Annotated in this window: 1 protein-coding gene; it reads right to left on the bottom strand. The window is 72.9% G+C overall.

Going from position 1 to position 1438, the window contains the following annotated elements; genetic code table 11:
- On the bottom strand, positions 1 to 1438 hold a 1438-nt coding region (locus tag ADK60_RS23455; RefSeq protein WP_159400543.1), incomplete at both ends, for a type I polyketide synthase.

Genomic DNA, 1438 nt, shown 5'->3' with positions numbered 1-1438 from the left:
CGCACTCCGCCATCTTCTCCGCGAAGACCGGCGAGAAGTCCAGGAGTTCACGCGCCATGCCGATCCACTGCGAACCCTGACCCGGGAACACGAACACCGTCCCGGTGGATCCGGCCCGGCCGGTGACGACTCCGGCGGAGCTGCCGGTGGAGACGAACTCCTGGAGCCGCTCGACCAGTTCGTCCCTACCAGCACCGACCACGACGGCCCGGTGGTCCAGCAGCGACCGACCGGCCGTGAGGGTGAACGCGACGTCGTGCAGGTCGAGTTCGGCCCCGTCGCTGACCCGCTCCAGCAGGCGCGCGGCCTGCTCGGTCAGCGCGGCCTCGGTCCGGGCGGACAGCGCCCACGGCACCGGACCGTCACCCTCGACCTCGTCGCCCACGACCTCGGGCGACTCCGCTGCGGCCTCCAGGACCACATGCGCGTTGAAGGAGGACACGGCGGAGCGGCGCGGGCGGTCGAGTTCGGGCCAGTCCTGCTGCTCGGTGAGCAGGCTGACGGCGCCGGACTCCCAGTCCACGTGGTGCGACGGGGTGTCGGCGTGCAGGGTGCGCGGCATCACGCCGTGCCGCATCGCCTCGACCATCTTGATCACGCCCGCGACACCCGCCGCCGCCTGGGTGTGCCCGATGTTGGACTTCACCGACCCGAGCCAGAGCGGGTGTTCGGCGTCGCGCTCCTGGCCGTAGGTGGCCAGCAGGGCCTGGGCCTCGATCGGGTCGCCGAGCGCGGTGCCGGTGCCGTGCGCCTCCACGAGGTCGACCTCGGCCGGGGTGAGCCGGGCGTTGGCGAGGGCATCGCGGATGACGCGCTGCTGGGAGGGGCCGTTGGGCGCGGTGAGGCCGTTGCTCGCGCCGTCCTGGTTGACCGCCGAACCGCGCACCACCGCCAGCACCCGGTGCCCCAGCCGCTCGGCGTCGGAGAGGCGTTCGACGACGAGCATGCCGACGCCCTCGGACCAGCCGGCGCCGTCGGCGTCGTCGGAGAAGGCCTTGCAGCGTCCGTCGGGCGACATGGCGCGCTGGCGGGAGAACTCCACGAAGGTGGTCGGCGTCGCCATGACGGTGACACCGCCGGCCAGTGCCAGCGAGCACTCGCCGTTGCGCAGGGCCTGGACCGCCAGGTGGAGCGTGACCAGCGAGGAGGAGCAGGCGGTGTCCACCGTCATCGCCGGGCCCTCCAGGCCCAGCAGGTAGGAGATCCGCCCGGACGCGACACCACCGCTGCTGCCGGTGATCAGCAGGCCCTCGACGTCCTCGGTCGCCTCCGACAGCCAGGTGCCGTAGTCGTGGTACATCAGGCCGGCGAAGACGCCGGTGCGGCTGCCGCGCAGGGTGGCGGGGTCGATGCCGGCGCGCTCCAGGGCCTCCCAGGAGGTTTCCAGCAGCAGGCGCTGCTGCGGGTCCATCGCGGTGGCCTCGCGCGGGCTGATGCC

Origin of the sequence: Streptomyces sp. XY431 (assembly GCF_001279805.1) — a bacterium.
Taxonomy (GTDB): Bacteria; Actinomycetota; Actinomycetes; order Streptomycetales; family Streptomycetaceae; genus Kitasatospora; species Kitasatospora purpeofusca.
This window is presented reverse-complemented; position numbering and strand designations above follow the sequence as displayed.